Here is a 16911-nt window from a genome sequence, read left to right as displayed (position 1 = left end):
CATTTTCCTCGCCGGCGGGGCAATTCTGCAACGCCGAACCGATCAGAAAACGAACGTCTGTTTCCGCGCAAATCCGGGCAGCGGCTTGATGCTGCAGTTGAAGCCGAAGCGCTGCGAGACGACGCCCTCGTCGTCCTTGACGTAGAGCCGCGCTTCGGCGGCGTTGCCGACTCCCTCGACGACGACCATCCGGCCGCCTTCGCGCAGCTGGTCGAAGAAGGTGGTGGGCAGGTCCTCAACCGCGCCTTCGAAAACGATGACGTCATAGGGCGCTTCCGACGGATAGCCTTCCTTGAGCGGGCCCTCGACCACAGCGCAGGTGACATATTCGAGCCGCGCAAGGGTCTCGCTGGCAGCGGAGGCGAGATCGGCATCCTCCTCCAGGGCGACGACCGAACTTGCCAGATGCGACAGGATCGCCGCCGAATAGCCGGTTCCGCAGCCAACATCGAGAACGACGTCGTCGGGGCGAACGCCGACCAGTTGCAGAAGCTTGGCGAAGGGTGACGGCTCCATCACGTAGCGGCCATCGCCCAGCGGCACGTCCTCGTCGATATAGGCGAGCGGCTTGCGCGAGGCGGGAACGAACTCCTCGCGAGGAACCTGAAGAAAGGCCCGAAGGATCGCATGGCTCGTCACGTCCGTCGTGCGGATCTGATTGTCGACCATCTTGATCCGGGCGGCTTCGAAATCCATCGCGGAAATCCTGTCATTCGTCGCGTCAAAGGGCCTTTCTCGGCAGAGCTTCCATAGTCGCGCCACCCGCGACGCGCAAGCGCGACAAGCCGCGCCGAAGCGGCCGACGCCCTCTCGCCGAAGACGGCGCGAAGTGTCTGCGGCGTCCACACCCGCCACGGCGTACGGAACTGAGGGAAGCCTCGCCGCGGCCCTTGCAGAACCCACGCGGAATCAGTAGGTACAGCGCCCACGGGGCCTCGTGGCGGAGTGGTTACGCAGAGGACTGCAAATCCTTGCACGCCGGTTCGATTCCGGCCGAGGCCTCCATTCCCGCTTTCTCTCATGTGCATGGGCTACGATTGACAGCCGCCGCGGAACTCTTGTTCTTTTCGATGAGAGAGCCGGAGATGCACGATGACGAGCACCGACTGGAAATTTCAGAATGTAAATTGGGCGGTGCAGTTCTGCCTCGAAGGCATCCGTACAGCGGTTCTGATCAATGCAGGTGCCGGGGTATCGATCGTCGCCTTTCTCGGTGATCGTCTTGATAGCGAGGTGGCTACGGCCACCGACTCAAGCACGCTTTTCTATGCGGCTCTCGTCTATGCGACTGGTACCTTCATCGCCGGTCTTGTCTTTCCAGTTGCTTGGTTTGCCCAGCATAGATATGCGAATGAAGCGCATTTCGAGGAGCAGCCGAGCGGAAAAAAGTGGGCTATAATTGGTCTCTCACTTTTTACGCTATCAGTTCTACTGTTTGCGGTGGGAACTATATTGGCTGGAGCAGCTGTGCTCTGAAACAACTCCGCGTCAGATTGAACTCTCCTTTCATAGAATTCTGAGCTTGTCCGGGCTTAACCGCGAAGCGTGCGCATAGCGATTCGGGTGTCAGATGGGAAAAACATCTGTGTTTTAAGTACGTTATCTTCATCCTGCGGTGGCCGAATCCGCAACCGTCTCTGCGCTGTTGCGTTGTCGCCGAACTAAAGTCACCCGAAGAGCTCGGACAAAAGAGAAGAAGATGTCGATCGTTTCAGGATTTCCCGTTTCGCTTCCCCAGGTCGAGTTGCTCGGCCGCGCTGCGATCGCCTCGTTCGCGGGCGGTGCCATTCCGGAGGGCTGGAGCGTCGTCATGCCGGAAACGCTCGGGGTCGATCAGGCATACCGGGACGGCCCGTATTTCACCAACGACGGCGCCAGCGCGATCGTCCTGCAGCAGGGCGATTCCTTCATCATCTCCTTCCGGGGCACGGACGACTCGGTCGATCCCTACTTTTTCCCGCAGCTTGCGACCGGCGACTACATCGACAATTTCGATCCGCTGCTCGGGGCGCTGGCGGCGGTGGTCCCGGCCGGCGCGAGTTTCTCCTTTACCGGCGCCAGCCTCGGCGGTGGCGCGACCAATCAGATGGCCGACATTGCCGCCGGCAGTTATGGCGGCCGGTTCGCGGACGCGACCTTCGTCGCCTTCGCCTCGCCCAACATTTCCGAGGCCAGCGGCATCCTCAATTTCGGCTTCGAGAACGATCCGGTCTACCGGCTGATCGAAGGCTATGGCGACAGCCCGTCGAGCCTCGACAATCTCGTTCTTGCGACCCCCGAATATATGGCCGGGAATTACGATGGCCTGCACCCCTACGACGCCTACGCCCACAGCCAGAGCACCCTGGCCTTCGAGGCGATCGCTCGTCTCGATGAATCGAGCTTCTCGGGGCAGATGACGCCGGATTCCGTCATGATCTTCGATGCCAGCGACGGCCTCGTCCAGGACGTGACGCCTGGACGCGAAAATGTCGGCGCGTTCTATCTCGGCCAATTGCAAAACGACCAGATCTCGGGGCGCAACGGCAACGATCACATCGAGGGGTTTGCCGGAAACGACGTGCTGACCGGCGGGGCCGGCGCCGACGCGCTGGCGGGCGGAGAGGGAAGCGACACCATCTTCTCCGGCGATGGCGACGATTCCGCCTATGGAGGCGGCGGCGACGATCTCGTTTTCGGCGGCAATGGCGACGATGTCGGCGCTGGTGGCGCCGGAAACGATGCACTTTATGGCGGCGCGGGGAACGATGCCTATGCCGGCGGGGACGAGGCCGACGCGATCGGCGGCGGAGTGGGCTCGGACACGATCTACGGATCGGCCGGCAACGACCGGGCCTTCGGCGGTGCCGACAACGACCTCGTCTATGGCGGGACCGACACCGACAAGATCTATGGCGGGAGCGGAAACGACACGATTGCTGCCGGATCGGGAAATGACGAGGTCGGCGGCGGCAGCGGCGACGATGCCATCGCCGCGGGCAGCGGCGCCGACACTCTGTACGGTGCGGCGGGCAGTGACACGATCGCGGCCTCCGACGGCGCCGACGACGTCTATGCCGGCTCCGGCAACGACCTGATCTATCTCGGAGCGGGGGACGGTGCCGCCGACACCTATCACACGACCGCCGACAACGGCAGCGACACCGTCTACGGCTTCGAGCACGGCATCGACCGTCTCGACCTCAGCGCCAGCGGTTTCACGAGCTTCCGCTCCCTTGTCATCAGTCAGGATGCTGCCGGCGATGCGGTGATCGATCTCGGAAACGGCGATTCCCTCGTCCTCGGCGGCATCGCGCCATCGACCCTCGACGCCGGGGACTTCGTCTTCTGAGGACCGGATGATCCGAGCAGTGGCAAGCGCCCGCAGGGTGCGGCGCACTTTCGCGCTCTGCGGCGCTCTGCCATTGTCGCCGGCACAACGGATGATTGGCGCGCGATGAATACGAGCGAAACGGAGAAGCCGGCTCCCGTGGCCGTCTTCGATCTCGACGGGACACTGGTGGACACCGCGCCGGATCTGTCGGCGAGTCTCGACCATTGCCTCCTTGCCGCCGGGCTCTCTCCCGTCAGTCTCGGTCTCGTGCGGCCGCATGCCGGCCATGGAGCGCGCGTCATGCTGACGGAGGCCTATCGCCGAAACGGGCGCGACATTTCCGGGTCCGAGATGGAAGAGCAGGTCGCGCGGTTCCTGGATTACTATGCGGCGAATATCGCGGTCGCCTCGCGCCCGTTTGCCGGGGTCGAGCGTGCGATGGATCGCCTCGCAGACGCGGGATTCATCCTGGCCGTCTGCACCAACAAGCTTGAGACCCTTGCCAACCAATTGCTCGGCGAACTCCGGCTCCGTGCACGCTTTTCCGCGGTCTGCGGCCCCGATACCGTTCCCTTCCGCAAGCCACATCCATCGCACGTCACCGAGACGCTGGCGCGGGCAGGGGGCACAGTGGGCGCTGCGGTCATGATCGGCGATACGGCCGCCGACATCGATGCGGCGAGCGCAGCGGGCATCGCCTCGATCCTCGTCGACTTCGGCTATGCGCCGGACGCCGAAGCCCGCAGGAGAGCCGATCGCATCATCGCGGACTACGATCTCCTGGATGCGGATCTTGCTTCCTCGCTGATCGCGGCCCGCCGCGGCTCGAACCGGGTTTACCGGCCCGCCCTGCCGAGCAGCGATTCGCGCGCATCCGACTGAGAATCTCGCGGGGAGGAGACGGCAGCGGGCGAGGACCTTCCCGGCATCTCCGCCTGGATCGAGCCCCGCAACGTGCGCAGGCGTGCCGCAGGATACGAACGTCAATCGACGTGTTGACGGATGGCGCGTGGCAGGCCTATATCGCTCCGTCTCGCCAGGGCCTTCGGTCCGGGTCGGTCGGGCGCGTAGCTCAGCGGGAGAGCACTTCGTTCACACCGAAGGGGTCACAGGTTCGATCCCTGTCGCGCCCACCATCTTCTCCAGGTCTTGGTCGAAGCCAGCGGAAACGCCTGCTGCCTCCGACATCGTCACCGTCAGATCGCGAATTTCCCGGGAAGGGGAATGAGCATGCGGTGGGTGACCGCAAGAGCACCGTCAGGCCTTAGCCTGCGTCATCAACCGGACCTGAGCAGCCGCACGGCCTCGTCCTTGCCGAACAGGTACAAAAGCGCCCGCAGCGCTTCGCCTCGCTCGCTCTTCAGTTCCGGGTCCTTCGCCAGCACAAGGCGCGCGTCGTCGCGGGCGATCTCCATCAGGTCCATATGGTGCTCCATCTTCGCGATGCGGAAGAAGGGCATGCCGGATTGCTGCGTGCCGAGGAGATCGCCTTCGCCCCTGAGCTTCAGATCCTCCTCGGCGATACGGAAACCGTCCTCGGTCTCGCGCATGACGGCGAGTCGGGCGGCCGCGGTCTCGCCGAGCGGCGCGCGGTAGAGGAGGACGCAGGAAGAGGCTTTCTCGCCGCGCCCGACCCGGCCGCGCAACTGGTGAAGCTGCGACAGGCCGAAGCGCTCGGCGTGCTCGATCACGATGATCGAGGCGTCCGGCACGTCGACGCCGACCTCGATGACCGTCGTGGCGACGACGAGCCTCGTGCGGCCGGCCTTGAAGTCGGCCATGGCGGCGTCCTTCTCCTCGCCGCTCATCCGGCCGTGGACGAGGCCGACGGCATCGCCGAAGACCTCGCGCAGCTGCCGGCAGCGCTCCTCGGCGGCCATCAGGTCGCTCTTTTCCGACTCCTCCACCAGCGGGCAGACCCAGTAGATGCGGTCGCCGGCCGCGATCGCCTGGCCAGCCCGCTCGACGATCGCGCCCAGCCGCTCCATCGGCACGGCGACGGTGGTGATCGGCTTGCGGCCGGCTGGCTTGCCCGAAAGTCGCGAGACGTCCATGTCGCCGAAGGCGGAGAGGACGAGCGTCCGCGGGATCGGCGTCGCCGTCATCACCAGGAGGTCGCTTGCCCGGCCCTTCCTCGTCAGGCTCAGGCGCTGGTGGACACCGAAGCGATGCTGCTCGTCGACGATGACGAGGCCGAGGTCGCGATATTCGACGCCCTCCTGGAAGAGCGCATGGGTGCCGATGATGATGTCGGTCCGTCCCTCGGCAAGCGCGGCGAGCTTTTCGGTACGGACCCGGCCGGTGTCGCGGCCGGTGAGGAGCGTGATCGAGAGACCTGCGGCATCGCAGAGCTTCGACAGGCCGTCATAGTGCTGGCGGGCGAGGATCTCGGTCGGGGCGAGGAGAGCGGACTGTGCGCCGGATTCGGCGGCGATCGCCATCGCCATCAGCGCGACCACCGTCTTGCCGGCACCGACGTCGCCCTGGAGGAGGCGCAGCATGCGGTCCTCGGCCGCCATGTCCGCGGCGATCTCGGCAATCGCGGTCTCCTGCGCCTCCGTCAACCTGAAGGGCAGGGCGGCGCGCAGCTTGTTCGAAAAGCCACCGGTGCCGCGCATCACCCGGCCGCGCACGGCGCGCATGTTCTGACGCGAGAGGGCGAGGGCCAGCTGGCTCGCCAGGAACTCGTCATAGGCCAGCCGCCGCATCGCCGCGCCCTCCGGGTCGAGGTCGACGGCGTCGGCAGGATCGTGCAGGCGCTTCAAGGACTCCGTCAAAGACGAGAAGCTCTGGCGGGCGGCGACGCCGGGTTCGATCCATTCGCCGAGGGTCGGAAGCCGTTTGAGCGCCTGGGCGATCGCCTTGCGCAGGACCTTGCCCGAGAGCCCCGCCGTCATGGGGTAGATCGGCTCGACGAGGCTCAGCGTCTCAGCCTCGGCGAGCGGCGCGACGAAGTCCGGGTGCACCATGGACGGGCGGCCATTGAACCATTCGACCTTGCCGGAGACGATCATCGTCTCGCCCACCGGCAGGAGCTTTTCCATCCAGCCGGATTGCGCCCGGAAATAGGTCAGTGCGATCTCGCCGGTCTCGTCCTGCGCGAAGACGCGATAGGGCGCCGAGCGCTGAGCCCTCCCGGGCGCCTGATGCCGGTCGATCCGCACCGTCAGCGTGACGATCGACCCCTCCGGAGCCGTGGCGATCTCGGCGCGCTTCCTCCGGTCGATCAGCCCGGTCGGCAGGTGGAACAACAGGTCGCGCACCCGCACCGTCTCGCCGGGCCGCACCAGGAGCGTCTGGAACAGTCCCGCGACCTTCGGTCCCACGCCTTCCAGCGTGGTGACGGCGGCAAAGAGAGGATCGAGGATCGACGGGCGCATGGTGCGCGAGGTTTGGCGATCCGGCGGCGCAATGGCAAGGCTGACAGGCGAAAACCATCCCTATATAGAGGCGGAATTCACACCACAGGTATGACATGACCGGCATGCAGCGCTCTTCGAGCGATCTCGACGTCCGCCGCCGCAAGGCGCTCTACCATTCCTGGCACCGGGGCATCCGCGAGATGGACCTGGTGCTCGGACGCTTCGCCGATTCCGAGATCGCGACGCTTACCGACGCCGAGCTCACCGATTACGAGCTGTTGATGGAAGTGCCCGACCGCGATCTCTTCCGCTGGATGACCGGCGAGGAAACGGTGCCGGAGAACTACGACACGGGCGTCTTCCGCCGCATCCGCGATTTCCACACCGGCGACTGGGGAGCCTGAACGGTGAGCGTTCCCGACAGACTGAAGAAGGCGCTGGAGCGCGGCGGCGGGCTCGAGATCGGCGGCGTGCTCGAAGGCTACGACGCCTTCCTCCTCGCCGACATCGCGCGGCTGCGCGGCAAGAAGAAGCCGGTCGTCTTCGTCATGCGCGACGGCAACCGAATGGGCGAGCTGGAGGACGCGCTGCGCTTCGTCGCTCCGGATCTCCCGGTCCTGACGCTGCCCGGCTGGGACTGCCTGCCCTATGACCGCGTCGGCCCGTCCGGCGAGATCGCCGCGCGGCGGCTGTCGGCGCTCGCCTCGCTGTCGGCGCTGCGGAAGGATCCGCATCGCGCGCTGATCCTGACGACTGCCAATGCCATGCTGCAGAAGATGCCGCCGGCCACCGTCCTCGCCGAGGAGTCGATCGTGGCCTCCGCCGGCGGGCGGATCGCGATGGAGCAGATCGTCACGGCGCTGCAGCGCGGCGGGTTCGAGCGGGTCGCGACGGTGCGCGAGCGCGGCGAGTTCGCGGTCCGCGGCGGCATTCTCGACCTCTTCGCGCCGGGCGAGGAGGAGCCGGTGCGGCTCGACTTCTTCGGCGACACGCTGGAGACGATCCGCGCCTTCGATCCGGCGAGCCAGCGCACGACGAAGCAGCTGAAGCGCTTCGAGCTGGCGCCGGTCTCGGAAGTCAGCCTCTCGGAGGAGACGATCAGCCGGTTCCGGACCAACTACATCAAGCGCTTCGGCGCGGCGCAGCGCTCCGACGCGCTCTATGCGTCGATTTCGGAGGGCAAGCGCTTCTCCGGGATGGAACACTGGCTGCCGCTGTTTTACGAGCGGCTCGACACGCTGTTCGACTATTGCGACGGGTTCCCGGTCGTTCTCGACCATCTGACGATGGAATCGGTCGAGGAACGCCGCAAGACGATCGCCGACCACTACGACGCGCGCCGGCGGGGCGCCGCGGCGGGCGAGGGCGGGGCCGATGCCGTTCCCTACCACCCGGTCGAGCCGGACGCGCTCTATCTCTCGCAGGACGACCTCGCGGCAGCGCTGGCGATTGCAGACCCGGTCCGCCTCTCCGCCTATGGCGTGACCGACGCCTCCGGCCGCGAGGTCGTCAATCTCGACATCCAGCGCGGGCGCAACTTTTCGACCGAGCGCGCGGCAAGCGATGCCAACGTCTTTGAGGCGGCGGTCTCGCATATCGCCCGGCTGCGCGAAGGCGGCAAGCGTGTCGTCCTCGCCGCCTGGACCGAAGGCTCGCGCGAGCGGCTCTCCCAGGTGATGGAGGAGCACGGGCTCGGCGGGATTAAGATCGCCGAGAGCCTGAAGCAGGTCAACGAGGCGCCGAAGAACCGCGTCATCACCGCGGTCCTCGGCATCGAGGCGGGCTTCGAGACGCCGGATCTCGCCGTCGTCGGCGAGCAGGACATTCTCGGCGACCGGCTCGTGCGCCGCGGGCGGCGCAAGAAGCGCGGCTCGGACTTCATCTCCGAGGTCTCCGGCCTCAACGAGGGCGACATCGTCGTCCATGTCGACCACGGCATCGGACGCTTTGTCGGGCTGAAGACGATCGAGGCCCTCGGCGCGCCGCACGACTGCCTGGAGCTGCGCTACCAGGGCGACGACCGGCTGTTCCTGCCGGTCGAGAACATCGAGCTTCTGTCGCGCTATGGCGGCGAGGGCTCCGAGGCGATGCTCGACAAGCTCGGCGGCGGCGCCTGGCAGGCGCGCAAGGCCAAGCTGAAGAAGCGCCTCCTAGACATGGCGGATGGGCTCATCAAGATCGCCGCCGCCCGCCAGATGCGCGGCGCGCCGAAGCTCGTCCCGCCGGAAGGGCTGTGGGACGAGTTCGCCGCCCGCTTCCCCTATGAGGAGACCGAGGACCAGCTGAACGCCATCGACGCGGTCACCGACGATCTCTCGCTCGGCCGGCCGATGGACCGTCTCGTCTGCGGCGATGTCGGCTTCGGCAAGACCGAGGTCGCGCTCCGCGCCGCCTTCGTCGCGGCGATGAACGGGCTGCAGGTCGCGGTGGTCGTCCCGACCACCCTCCTTGCGCGCCAGCATTTCAAGACCTTCGCCGAGCGCTTCCGCGGCCTGCCGCTGAACGTCGCCCAGGCCTCACGCCTCGTCACCGCCAAGGAGCTTGCCGCCACCAAGAAGGGGCTGACGGACGGCACAGTGGACATCGTGGTCGGCACCCACGCGCTTCTCGGAAAGGCGGTGAACTTCAAGAATCTCGGCCTCCTGATCATCGACGAAGAGCAGCATTTCGGCGTCAAGCACAAGGAGCGGCTGAAGGAGCTGAAGTCGGACGTCCACGTCCTGACGCTGTCGGCGACGCCGATCCCCCGCACGCTGCAGCTCGCCCTGACCGGGGTGCGTGAACTCTCGCTCATCACCACGCCGCCGGTCGACCGCATGGCGGTCCGGACCTTCGTTTCGCCCTTCGACCCGATGATCGTGCGGGAAACCCTGCTGCGCGAGCGCTATCGCGGCGGGCAGAGCTTCTATGTCTGCCCGCGCGTCTCGGATCTCGCTTCGGTGAAGGACTTCCTCGATAGCCAGGTGCCGGAGCTGAAGGTGGCCGTCGCGCACGGCCAGATGCCGGCGGGCGAGCTCGATGACATCATGAATGCCTTCTACGAGGGCCAGTACGACGTGCTCCTGTCGACGACGATCGTCGAATCCGGCCTCGACATTCCCTCGGCCAATACGTTGATCGTCCACCGCGCCGACATGTTCGGGCTTGCCCAGCTCTACCAGATCCGCGGCCGCGTCGGCCGATCCAAGCTGCGGGCCTACGCGCTACTGACGTTGCCGGCTAACAAGACGCCCACCAAGGGCGCGGACCGCCGGCTGAAGGTGCTGCAGTCGCTGGACACGCTCGGCGCCGGCTTCCAGCTTGCCTCGCACGACCTCGACCAGCGCGGCGCCGGCAATCTTCTCGGCGACGAACAGTCCGGCCACGTCAAGGAGGTCGGCTTCGAACTCTACCAGCAGATGCTGGAAGAGGCCGTGGCGACGATGAAGGGCGAGGAGGCGGAGACCGACGGCCAGTGGTCGCCGCAGATCGCGCTCGGCACGGCGGTGATGATCCCGGAGCACTATGTTCCCGACCTGCAGCTCAGGATGACGCTCTACCGCCGCCTGGCGGACCTCAACGACGCGCGCGAGATCGACGCCTTCGGTGCGGAGCTGATCGACCGCTTCGGGCCGCTACCGCCCGAGGTGGAGCATCTCCTCAAGGTCGTCTTCATCAAGTCGCTGTGCCGCAAGGCCAATATCGAGAAGCTCGATGCCGGACCGAAGGGTCTCGTCGTCCAGTTCCGCGACAAGACCTTCCCCAATCCGGCGGCCCTCGTGCGCTATATCGGCGAGCAGGGGGCTTCGGCGAAGATCAGGCCGGACCAGTCGATCGTGCTCATCCGCGACTGGCCGACGCCGGAGAAGCGGCTCAACGGCGCCGCGACGATCGCGACGAACCTTGCGCGCTTCGCCGACGAGGGCCAGAAACAGGCGGCCTGAGCCGCCTGTTTGCGCCTTTACCCGATGCCGAACTCGCCAGACGGCATCCTGCTCACGCCGCATCAGTGGCCGAGCGCGTCCACGAGCGCCTTCCCGATGTCCGCAATGGCGCGGTTGCGCTCGTCCATCGATGCCTTCGTGCCGGTGATGTAGATCGCGGCGATCACCGGTTCGGCCCTCGCCGGCCAGATCACGGCAATGATGCCGCGGGTGCCGTGCCCGCCAGCGCCGCTGCGATCGGCGATCCGCCAGCCGTCGGGCAGGGCGGACCGCAGCAGGGGACCCGCGACCTTGTCTTCCACGAGCCATGTCGTCAGCCGCTTGCGCGAATCGGCAGACAGGGGGTCGCCCAGCACCAGATCGCGGAGGCTTGTCGCCGCTGCCGTCGGCGTCGTCGTGTCGCGCGGGTCGCCCGGCCGGCCCTCGTTCAGCTCCGGCTCGTCGCGGTCGAGCCGCGTGACAGTGTCGCCGATGCCGCGCAGGAAGCGCGTGACCTCGTCCGGGCCGCCGATCGCTTGGAGGACGAGGTTGATCGCCGTGTTGTCGCTGGTGCCGGTGGCGGCCTCGCACAGCGCGCCGAGCGTCATCTTCTGGCCGACTTGCTCCTTGGTGACGGGCGCATAGTCGAGGATGTCGCCCTGTTCGACGACGACGGCCTCGTCCAGGCTGAGCTTACCGGCATCGACCTTGGAAAGGAGGGTGGCGCAAGCGAACGCCTTGGAGGTGCTCGCCATCGGGAAGCGCTCATCCGAGCGGTGGGACCATGAGGCGGGCCCCTCGGCCGGAAGGATCTCCACGCCGACGCGTGCGCCGAGCTTCTTCTCGATCTTCGCGACGACGGGGGCGAGCTTGTCCTTCATCTCCGCAGCCGTCGCGGATTGCGGATCAAAACCCGTTGCCAAGGCGAGAAGGGCGGCAAGCAGCAGCTTCGGCCCGATATTGGCGTTCATGATGGAACATCTCCTGATGATTGCCGCCCTGGGCGGCACGGACAAGGAAGGCTGGCCGGAGCGGTCCCGGACAGCGCGCCCTGCCTATCCCGTTTCGGGGAGCCTTCTTGCGGCGCAATTTTGGGAGACCACAGCGGCGCTGCATCTGTTCACAGGCCCTGCGCGACATGGTTTACGAACTGCGAACGGCGCTCACGCGCCCGCCGGATCGTGTCCGGCATGTATGCGCGTAGCGGGCCCACGGACCGCGGCCGAGGATGCGTCAGGTCTGGCAGGACTGCGGGGCCGGTCATTATGCGGATCCGCCGTCTCTTATCCGGCTGCCTGGCCTCCCTCCTGCAGAAGACCCCGCAGGAGATGCGTCACGCCCGTGCTTTCAAGGCCGACCCATATCACCATCACGGCGTAGACGCCGAGAAGGATCCAGCTTTCGATCCGCGTCAGCGCCATGCTGGTCCGCATCATGACGAAGAGGGCGGCGGTGGCGACGGTCAGAAGGCCCATCATCGGCGCGGCGATCGAGAAGCTGATCGCAGTCGCGCCGGCGACGAGGACGCCCATCGGGATTGCGATCAGGAGGTCGAAGATATTGGAGCCGAGGACGTTGGCGATGGCGGTGACGCCTTCGTCTCGTCTGGCGGCGCGGACCGACACGAAGGCATCGGGAACGGAGGTCCCGGCGGCCACCATGGTGAAGCCCCACAGGAAGCTCGGAGTGTCCAGGATCTCACCAAGATTGATCGCCGAGCGCACCAGGCCTTCGACGCCGATGACGATGATGGCGAGCGAGGCGAGAAACAGAAGCCATTCGCGGCCGGGCCGGATGTCATCTTCGGCCTCGGGGGCGGGATGATCCCGCGTCTCCATGAACTGGACGACGACGTAGAGGACGTAGAACCCCACGGGAATCAGCGCCAGCGCCCGGGTGAGATCGCCCTCGATCGTATCGCCCGTCCCCGAGACCGGATTGTAGATCACCGCGAAGGAGAAGGTGACGAGGAGCACCGCCACGGAGACCATGTAGAACTGAGCCTCCTTGAAGATCAGCTCGCGGTTGGTTTCGAGACGACCCTTCGAGGCGAGCCCGCAGAGCGCGGGAATCACGAGAATATTGAAGATCGCCGAACCGACGATGGCGGCGACACCGAGCTGGAACTCGCCGTGGATCAGCGATGAGATGACGGTCGTCGAGAGTTCGGGAAAGCTGGAGCCGATCGCCACGACGATCGCTCCGTGAACGACCGGCGGCAGCCGATAATAAGCGGAGAGCTTTGTGCTGGAGTCGTCCAGCAGGCCGCTGCCCTTCCATACGATCGCCGTGGCGCCGAGCGCGACCGCGACCCATAACAGGATTTCCCCTGACACAGTGCTTCCCCTGACGGTGCGGTGAAGCCAAACCCTAGGGTGCCGCCGTCAAAAACGAAGCGGGGAGCTCCGCCCAGAGCCGTGCGCCGGGGAGACTTCGTCAAGGCCGACGATCTCGCGGCACTGGCGGGCGCCGAAAGGCGGGAGCTCCGTCGCGATTTCTTTCATCGGTCGCTCCATGCCCGATGGCCCGGGCGCGAACAGGATCGGCGGAGCGGCTCAAGTCTTCTCGTCCGGCCAGTGGCTCAGCGCTGCCAGGCGGCCTCGACGGTGCGAGTGGCGATGGCCTCCATCACGGCGATTTCCGACAGAGGCGTTCCGGCGGTCAGCGCGTGAGCCAGGATCGCAAACCGCTCCCAGATCGGGTCCGGTTTGGCGGATTCGCGCAGACGCAGTGCAATCCACACGAAGTGCTCCGCCCATTTGTCGCGCGCCGGCTCGACGACGTTCGTCAGCACGGCGCGACTGGCATCGCCAAGTCGCTTCGGGTCCGGTCGCTTGAAGTCGGCGAGCGCCTGCGACACCGCCGGACCATCCTCGAACCAGGAGTCCACCATCGGGTCATGAACGGTCCAGAATTCACTTTGCTGCAGCACCTGCCGCTGATGCCGTTCGTCCTTTTCGGACAGATCGGCGACGAGCGTGGCGAGTTCGGCCCGCCAATCGAAGCACCGGGGGGTCCAGTCGTTCGCACCGATCCGCTCGGCGATCTCGATGAGACCTGCCGGAGGCGGCAGATCGTGTGTGTCGAGCCCGACATGGAGATGATGGCGGACTGACCGATCGAGATAGGACCGCGAGACGGCGAGGAGACCGCTCTCCCGGCGGGCTGTCGCCAGAATCGCCGTGATCTCGGCCTTGCTCTGCGCAGTCGTCCAGGCGTCGCTGACACCATGTTTCGTCAGGATCGAGGACAGGGATCGCTTGCGCCCCTCCTTGGTGACGATCAGAAACCCCTGCGATCCGCTCCCGTCGAGCGAGGAGGAGTTGATCCCTTCGAGGCGATCCTCAGGCCAAGCGGCGCAATCCACACCGGCGGAACGGGCCTTGCGGACGAGCGCATCGATCGCGCTGCGTTCTGCGGCCGGCACCCAGTTCCGCAGGGCGATCAGACGTCGTACCGACACCCCGTCGAGACGGTTGGCGCCGAGGGCCAGAGCTTCGGCTGCCGCGCGTCGGACCTCCGGAACCGGATCGAGCAGCAGGAGGACCGCCGCGGCCGCAGTGTTCTCGTTTCCTGCCAATGCACCGGCCATCGCCGCCTTGGCGTCGACCGGCATGGCATGTCCTGCCTGCATCAGCATCGCAATGAAGGCGAAGGGATCGTCCGCCGCCAGTTCCGCAATGCCGCTCAAGGCGGACGAGAGTCCTTGGTCCCAGTCCGCGTCGCCCATGCTCTCTTCGTCGGCGAAGTCCTCGGCGACCTCGGCCATGGCCAGTTGGACTTCCGGGGAGGCGGGAATGCCTGCCTCGCTCAGCGCCATCGTCACGGCGAGAAACGTCTCGCCGTCAATGGTGGTGTCCGAAAGCTCGGCGAGATGGCGCTGGAACGCGGCGATCACGTTACGCGCGCCCGGGTTTCCCGCTTCCGCCTCGTGGCGCAGGACCGACAGCCACGTCGTCATCAGCATCAGATAGCCGGGGCAGTTCTCGTCTTCGACACCGTCCGGAAGGCTGGCGAACTGCCCCAGAGCATCGACGCAGAGGTTGGGGTCGGACAGAATGTCCGCCTCCATCTGGCCGAGTCGCGGCGACACCGGGCCGCCGTCGGCCACCTCCGTCAACAGCCGCGCATAGAGCGCGATCTGGTTCGGCTGCGGTTTGCGTCGCGCCATGTTCCGGCTCCCTCGTCATCCTCGCAGGTGCTGGGCGATGCCCTGGCGGCGAAGGCGTCCTTCCTGCCTTCCCGCCTGTTGTCTCCGTCAGTTCGTCGTCAGGCTCGCCGGGTCGCGCCAAAACGTCGACAACTGGTAGCCGTAGAGCGGCGTCGTCTCCGGATGCTTGATGAAGCGCCAGCGCGCCAGCCATTGCTCGGGCAGATGATAGAGCGGCACGACATAATACCCCGAGATGAGCGCCCGGTCGTAGGCCCGCACCGCCATAACGAAGTCCTCGCGCGATCGCGTGGTGACGATGTCATTGATCAGCGCATCGAGCGCAGGATCAGCGGCGCCGGCATAGTTGAACGTGCCGTTGACGTCCTTGGCCGCCGAGCCCCAGCGATAGACCTGTTCGGCGCCTGGCGAAAGCGATGCCGAATAGGTCGTGATGATCATGTCGAAGTCGAACCCGTTCTTGCGCGCCTGGTACTGGGCGTCGTCGACCTGGCGGACCGACGCGTCGATCCCGACCCGCTCGAGCGTCCTCTGATAGGCGAGGGCGATCTTCTCTTGGTCGGCGCTCTGCACCATGATCTCGAAGGAGAGCGGATTTCCGTCCGGCCCGACGAGCTTGCGTCCCTTGAAGTCGTAGCCGGCCGACTGCAGCTGGCGCACGGCCGCGGCGAGGACCTTGCGGTCGCTTCCCGACCCGTCGGTCACGGTCGGGGCGTAGGTGCCGGCCATCACGTCGGGCTCGACGTCGGCATGGCTCTGCGAAAGCAACGCCTTCTCAGCCGCGCTGGCGGGCTTGCCGACGCTCGACAATTCGGAGTTCTGGAAGAAGCTCGCGGTCCGGGCATAGGCGCCGTCGAACAGGTTCTTGTTTGCCCATTCGAAGTCGAACAGCATGGCCAGCGCCTTGCGCACCGCCTTGTCCTCAAACACCGGGCGGCGGGTGTTGAACACGAAGGCGAGCATGTTGGACGGCGCGCCGCTGGAAAAGCTCTCCTTCACGACCTCGCCGTTCTTCGCAGCCGGAAAGTCGTAGGCGGTTTTCCAGTGGGTCGGGCTCCCCTCCGCATAGACATAGGTGATGCCCTTCTTGAAGGCCTCGAACTGCGCGTTCGGGTCGCGGAAGTAGTCGATGACGATGGTGTCGTAATTATCGATGCCCTGCTTGATGGGCAGGTCCTTCGCCCAATAGTCGGGATTCCTCTTGTAGGTGATCTGCTGGCCCGGCTTGACGTCGGCGATGACATAGGGGCCGGAGCCAATCACCGGCTGCAGCGTCGTATTGTTGAAGTCCTTCTCGTCGAAGGCGTGCTTGGGAAGCACCGGGAGGCCGGAGATCAGGAGCGGCGTCTCGCGGTCCGCGGTATCGTCGAAGCTGAAGCGGACGCCGTCATCGCCGACCTTCTCGATCTTCACCGCCGGGCGCAGCCAGTTTGCGTACATCGGCCGCCCGTATTCGCGCAGCATCTTCACCGTCCAGATGACGTCTTCGGGCGTCACCGGAACGCCGTCGGAGAATTTCGCCCGGGGATCGAGCTGGAATTCCACGAAGGTCCGGTCGGGATCCGTCTCCACTGTCTTGGCGATCAGGCCGTACATCGTGAAGGGCTCATCGGGCGAGCGCTGCATCAGCGGCTCGAAGACGAGATTGCCGATATCGCGGTCGAGCCAGATGCCGCGGGCGGTGGTCAGGGCACCCTTGACGATGATCGGGTTCAGATTGTCGAAGGTTCCGAAGAAGCCGTAATGCATCGTGCCGCCCTGCGGGGCGTCGGGATTGACATAGGGAAGGTGATCGAACCCGGCCGGAAGAGCGGGCTCGCCCTGCATCGCGATGGCATGCATCGGCTCGGCGCCGGCCGCCGAGACGAAGGAGAAGGCGGTGGCGCAAACCAAGAGGACGGACGCCGCGAATCGCATCCGCGGCAGGGCGAGGGGAGTAGTCCGCATTGCGGCTGACACAGCTCCGTTTGATTCAATCTGCGCGATTCTAGCGGTGTCCAAGCGCTTTGCATACCGCCACGAGCCCGTTGCGCCGCCCGCATCGGAGCCTTCAAACGGCCTCATTTGCGAAAGAGGTGCGGGGCCGTTAAGGAACAGTCGAATTCACCCAGATACGCCCCGAAAGGATGTGAGGCCGTGACACACCGCTTGTTGACCGCTTCC

At 65.9% G+C, this 16911-nt stretch carries 11 protein-coding genes and 2 tRNA genes; 7 read left to right on the top strand and 6 right to left on the bottom strand.

The window, feature by feature from the left end; all coding sequences use genetic code 11:
* Nucleotides 1-42 precede the first annotated feature (42 nt).
* Nucleotides 43-696 carry a protein-L-isoaspartate O-methyltransferase family protein gene (locus LH400_RS06765; RefSeq protein WP_229151906.1) on the bottom strand — a complete coding sequence of 218 codons (654 nt, stop codon included), beginning with the start codon at nt 694-696 and terminating at the stop codon, nt 43-45.
* Between the two features lie 235 nt (nt 697-931).
* Between LH400_RS06765 and LH400_RS06760 the strand changes: the two genes are divergently transcribed.
* The 5 genes from LH400_RS06760 to LH400_RS06740 all read left to right on the top strand — a co-directional run bounded on the left by LH400_RS06760 (nt 932) and on the right by LH400_RS06740 (nt 4449).
* Nucleotides 932-1005 (top strand) — tRNA-Cys (locus LH400_RS06760).
* 87 nt (nt 1006-1092) lie between these two features.
* Nucleotides 1093-1476, top strand: coding sequence for a hypothetical protein (locus LH400_RS06755; RefSeq protein ID WP_229151905.1), 384 nt, complete (start codon nt 1093-1095; stop codon nt 1474-1476).
* Nucleotides 1477-1699: 223 nt separating this feature from the next.
* Nucleotides 1700-3331, top strand: coding sequence for a calcium-binding protein (locus LH400_RS06750; protein WP_229151904.1), 1632 nt, complete (start codon nt 1700-1702; stop codon nt 3329-3331).
* A 105-nt stretch (nt 3332-3436) separates the two neighbouring features.
* Entirely contained in the window at nt 3437-4195 is a 759-nt protein-coding gene (locus LH400_RS06745) for an HAD-IA family hydrolase (RefSeq protein WP_229151903.1), read from the top strand.
* A 179-nt stretch (nt 4196-4374) separates the two neighbouring features.
* Nucleotides 4375-4449, top strand: a tRNA-Val gene (locus tag LH400_RS06740).
* 141 nt (nt 4450-4590) lie between these two features.
* Here LH400_RS06740 and recG read toward each other — a convergent pair.
* Nucleotides 4591-6693, bottom strand: coding sequence for an ATP-dependent DNA helicase RecG (recG, locus tag LH400_RS06735; RefSeq protein ID WP_229151902.1), 2103 nt, complete (start codon nt 6691-6693; stop codon nt 4591-4593).
* A 95-nt stretch (nt 6694-6788) separates the two neighbouring features.
* On the opposite strand from recG, the gene LH400_RS06730 reads away from it, so the two are divergent.
* Nucleotides 6789-7079 (top strand): FAD assembly factor SdhE, encoded by a 291-nt coding sequence (locus tag LH400_RS06730; RefSeq protein WP_229151901.1) that lies wholly within the window; start codon nt 6789-6791, stop codon nt 7077-7079.
* A gap of 3 nt (nt 7080-7082) precedes the next feature.
* Nucleotides 7083-10598: a transcription-repair coupling factor gene (gene mfd, locus LH400_RS06725; protein WP_229151900.1), complete on the top strand. Its 3516-nt coding sequence runs from the start codon at nt 7083-7085 to the stop codon at nt 10596-10598.
* A gap of 62 nt (nt 10599-10660) precedes the next feature.
* Here the strand turns inward: mfd and bla are convergent, their stop codons facing one another.
* The 4 genes from bla to LH400_RS06705 form a co-directional block, all read right to left on the bottom strand.
* The gene (gene bla, locus LH400_RS06720) at nt 10661-11548 is read right to left on the bottom strand and encodes a class A beta-lactamase (protein WP_229151899.1); all 888 of its coding nucleotides are present in this window, start codon (nt 11546-11548) and stop codon (nt 10661-10663) included.
* Between the two features lie 312 nt (nt 11549-11860).
* Nucleotides 11861-12913, bottom strand: a complete 1053-nt coding sequence (locus tag LH400_RS06715; protein ID WP_229151898.1) for a sodium:calcium antiporter — start codon at nt 12911-12913, stop codon at nt 11861-11863.
* Nucleotides 12914-13158: 245 nt separating this feature from the next.
* Nucleotides 13159-14748 carry a hypothetical protein gene (locus tag LH400_RS06710; protein ID WP_229151897.1) on the bottom strand — a complete coding sequence of 530 codons (1590 nt, stop codon included), beginning with the start codon at nt 14746-14748 and terminating at the stop codon, nt 13159-13161.
* Nucleotides 14749-14835: 87 nt separating this feature from the next.
* Complete coding sequence (locus LH400_RS06705) at nt 14836-16695, bottom strand: extracellular solute-binding protein (RefSeq protein ID WP_370638343.1); 1860 nt, start codon at nt 16693-16695, stop codon at nt 14836-14838.
* Nucleotides 16696-16911 lie beyond the last annotated feature (216 nt).

Source organism: Jiella soli, assembly GCF_020615385.1.
Lineage (GTDB): Bacteria > Pseudomonadota > Alphaproteobacteria > Rhizobiales > Rhizobiaceae > VKMB-3413.
The sequence above is the reverse complement of the archived record's forward strand: the minus strand, read 5'-3'. Positions and strand labels throughout refer to the sequence as shown.